Source organism: Syntrophomonas sp. (assembly GCF_028707975.1).
Classification (GTDB): Bacteria; Bacillota; Syntrophomonadia; order Syntrophomonadales; family Syntrophomonadaceae; genus Syntrophomonas.
In genome coordinates, this window is record NZ_JAQVZX010000150.1 from 1 (window position 1) to 3637 (window position 3637).

Annotated in this window: 4 protein-coding genes; all 4 read left to right on the forward strand. The window is 47.6% G+C overall.

The annotated features are described in order from the left end of the window. Nucleotides 1–477 precede the first annotated feature (477 nt). Nucleotides 478–1449, forward strand: a complete 972-nt coding sequence (locus PHP87_RS11435; RefSeq protein WP_299921482.1) for an ABC transporter substrate-binding protein — start codon at nt 478–480, stop codon at nt 1447–1449. Continuing rightward, on the forward strand, nt 1446–2192 hold the full coding sequence (locus tag PHP87_RS11440; protein WP_299921484.1) for an ABC transporter permease: 747 nt from the start codon (nt 1446–1448) through the stop codon (nt 2190–2192). Before PHP87_RS11435 ends, PHP87_RS11440 begins: the two co-directional genes overlap by 4 nt. Continuing rightward, a complete protein-coding gene (locus tag PHP87_RS11445) occupies nt 2177–2872 on the forward strand; it encodes an ABC transporter ATP-binding protein (protein ID WP_299921486.1) in 696 nt (231 codons plus the stop codon). Before PHP87_RS11440 ends, PHP87_RS11445 begins: the two co-directional genes overlap by 16 nt. Before the next feature lie 160 nt (nt 2873–3032). After that, nucleotides 3033–3637, forward strand: a 605-nt coding sequence (locus tag PHP87_RS11450; protein ID WP_299921487.1) for an MBL fold metallo-hydrolase, incomplete at its 3' end; no start/stop codon positions are given.

Consider the following 3637-nt stretch of genomic DNA (forward strand, 5'->3'; position numbering starts at 1 on the left):
TAATCCTCCTTAAAAGCCTGGATAAGATTCGACAGGATTTCAGGCTGTTTTTAGTATTCTACTATAAAAATATATCATATATCATGGGGATAGTTCTTCTGATATATTTTATTGATTCCACTGCAAAAACCCCTTTTGTGGCATAAGGGTTGAATAAATATACAAAACGCTGTCGATGGTGAAAGCGGGCGGTCGAAGACCGCCCTTACAATGCTTTGCAGTCGCTATTAAGGTTGTTGTGCCTGATTCGGAACGACACGGGGGTCGTTCCCTACATACCCTTCGGTCGCTTTTAAGGTTGCACCCTATCGGGCACTACTGATGCTCCCTTCGGTCGCTTTTAAGGGAGTTGAGCGATATATTTATACAAGCCAATGAATATTAATAACTTTTTGTAGTGGAATCTTTACTGTATTTTGAGCAAAATATTGCAAAATATAATATAATAACCAAAAAACACAAAGGAGGTTTTCGTCAATGAAAAAAGGAGTATGGTTGCTGATTCTCGTTCTGCTTCTGGCCGGTGGCTTACTTTTCTGGAAACATGGCGGATTGGATCCGGAACCACCGGCTCAAATCACCCTGATTAACCCGCTGGGCCCTACGGTGATTCCGGTAGCCGGCATTAGCTCCCAGCAGGTAAAAAGCGATATGCCCATTAAACTCCAGTATTGGAAGGATACTGATGAGGCAGTGGCCCTTTTAGCCTCCAAAAAGGCGGATTTTGCGGTATTGCCCATCAGCACTGCCGCTAATATTTATGCCCGCGGAATCGATATCAAGATGCTGGGGGTTCATGAGTGGAAGGTTTTTTATTTGCTGGCAACCCAAGACACCCCTTTTGAGGGCTGGAAGTCCCTGACGGGCAAAAGGGTTTATACCGCTCACGGCCGGGGACAGACCGCCGATGTTATAATGCGAGCGGCCTTAAGTAAGGAAGGAATAGAGCCCGATCAGGATGTAAAGATACTCTATGCTCCACCTCAGGAGATAGTGGCCCTGTTCAAAGCTGGCAAGGTTGATTTTGCGGCTTTGCCCGAACCTTTCGTTACCCTGGCCATGAGCGGTGACAGCGGGAGAATTGTTCTCGATTTCCAGAAGTACTGGGGCGAGAGTACGGGTAAACCGGAAAGAATCCCGGTTGCCGGGCTTTTTGTAGCCGGTGATTTTCAGGAAAAATACCCGCGGGAGACTAAGGAACTGGCCCGAATTTTTGCTGATTCCACCCGTTGGAGCAACGAAAATGTAGACCAGGCCCTGGCTGTTGCTGCCGAGACTTTACCTACTATACCGCAACCGGTAATGAAAAAAGCCCTGAGCCGCATCGAATTTGAATTCATCGACAGCAGCAAGTCACGGCCGGAAGTGGAATTCTACCTGCAGAAAATGAAAGAGCTTTATCCCCAGGGTACACCCAAACTCCCGGATAAAGGTTTTTATTCTTCATGAAAACCGGACTGCGCTCACTCGCAGGTATCATAGTCTTTATCCTCTTGTGGCAATTACTGGCCGTAGTTTTGGACAAGAGTATTATTGTGCCGACTCCAGGAGAGACCTTTCATATTTTCTTACAGTTGCTGCTCAGCCCGGCTACTCTGCTGGCCGGGCTGCAAACCGCCTGGAAGGTTTTAATGGCCCTGGGCCTGGTTTTGCTCTTGGGACTGCCCCTGGGCTTGATTATCGGGCTCTTTGAACCCTTGTATGATATGTCGCGGCCAATCGTTATGGTTATTCAGGCGGTACCGGTTATTTCGTGGCTTTCTCTGGTCCTTTTTACCTGGGGCAGGAACTGGCAAGGTCCCGTACTTATTGCCTTTTTGTCTATTTTACCCATAGCTGTTCTTACTACTGTATCCGGAGTGCGCAACCTGGATAAGAAGCTTCTGGAAATGGCCCGGCTTTATCAAGTGCCGGCCAGGAAAATCATGCATGATATCTACCTGGGTTCCTTGCTTCCTTTTATTGTAGCCATTATAGATGTTAGCCTGGGGCAGGCCTGGAAGGTTATACTGGTAGCAGAGTATCTTTGTGGAGACAGCGGCCTGGGCCTAAAAATATTCGATGCTCGTAGCTTTGTTGATACTCCTTCCGTTTATGCTTATACCCTCCTGGCCGTATTGCTGGGCATTATAACCGAGAGACTGATTAAAATGGGAACAGGGAGGCTTTCTAAACTATGGGTGCCCGTTTAGAAGTAAGGTCTTTGCATAAATCCTTTGGTGCTCTCTCCGTATTAAACAACTGGAACCTGACTATCCAGGAATCGGAGCGGATCGTTTTATTGGGGCCTTCCGGTTCAGGCAAAACAACTTTTTTACGCTTGATTGCGGGACTGGAAAAACCTTCTTCAGGAGAAATAGAGCTGAGTTCGCAGCAAATGGGCTTCGTTTTCCAGGAACCACGGCTGATTCCCTGGCGAACAGTAGAGGACAACCTCCTTTTTGTCAACGATAAGGGGGATATTTCCGGTATTCTGGAGAAACTTCGCCTGAGTGGTTTTGCCGGGTACTTTCCCGCCCAATTGAGCGGCGGAATGCAGCAAAGGGTTAACCTGGCCCGGGCTTTGCTGGTGGAACCGGATTTGCTCATTCTGGATGAAGCTTTTTCCTCCCTGGATCTACCGGTAAAAACCAGCATTATGAAGGACATCAATCTCCACTGGCAGGAAAAACACTTCACCATTATTGCGGTCACCCATGATTTAAAAGAAGCCCTTTTTCTGGCCGACAGGATTATAATCCTCTCCCCCGCCCCCTCAGTCATTGCTCGTGAACTTCCGGTCGCCCTGGGAGAGATGCGCAGCTTTTCCTCCCCGGAATTCCTGCGTCTGGAGGGGCAACTGCTGGACATCGTCTGCTCAGCCAGCCGTTAGCTGCTATATTCATATATCTTTTATTATGTTATTATCCTTTTATAATAAAATTTTTACCTTGGAAGCAAGATTGACATTTTCTTCATACTATTTCCCATTACTAACGCTTTGGATTCCAAGGAGACAACCATATCAAGTTACGGGAGGAGTTTTTGGGGAAGTGACAAAAAGCGATTTTGAAATTACTTTTTGGGGGGTCAGAGGTTCACTTCCTGTACCGGGTCCCCATACTATTAAGTATGGCGGGAATACTTCCTGTGTGCAGGTACAGATTGGCCAGCGTCTCTTTATTATGGACGCCGGTACCGGGATTCATCACCTGGGACAGCATTTATTGAAAAGCCCAAGCCAAATAAGCGGGGAAATTTTCATTTCCCATACCCACTGGGATCATATCCAGGGTTTCCCCTTTTTTGCCCCGGCTTTCATAAAGGGGAATCGCTTCATTCTCTATGGCCCGAGCAAGGTAAACTCAACTTTTGCCGATTTAATGAAGGGTCAAATGACCTACCAGCATTTCCCGGTAAGCCTGGGGGAGATGGGAGCCAGCATTGAATTTCATGAGTTGGACAGTGGGAGCGAACTGGATCTAGGGGAGCAGATACGCCTGCGTACGGTACATACCAACCACCCCAACGGCAGCCTGGCTTACCGCCTGGATTACGATGGCCGCTCCTGCTGTTACATAACCGATACAGAACACTACTCCTGTGTTGATCCGCATCTGAAAGCCTTTTGTGAAGAGACCGACCTGATGATATATGA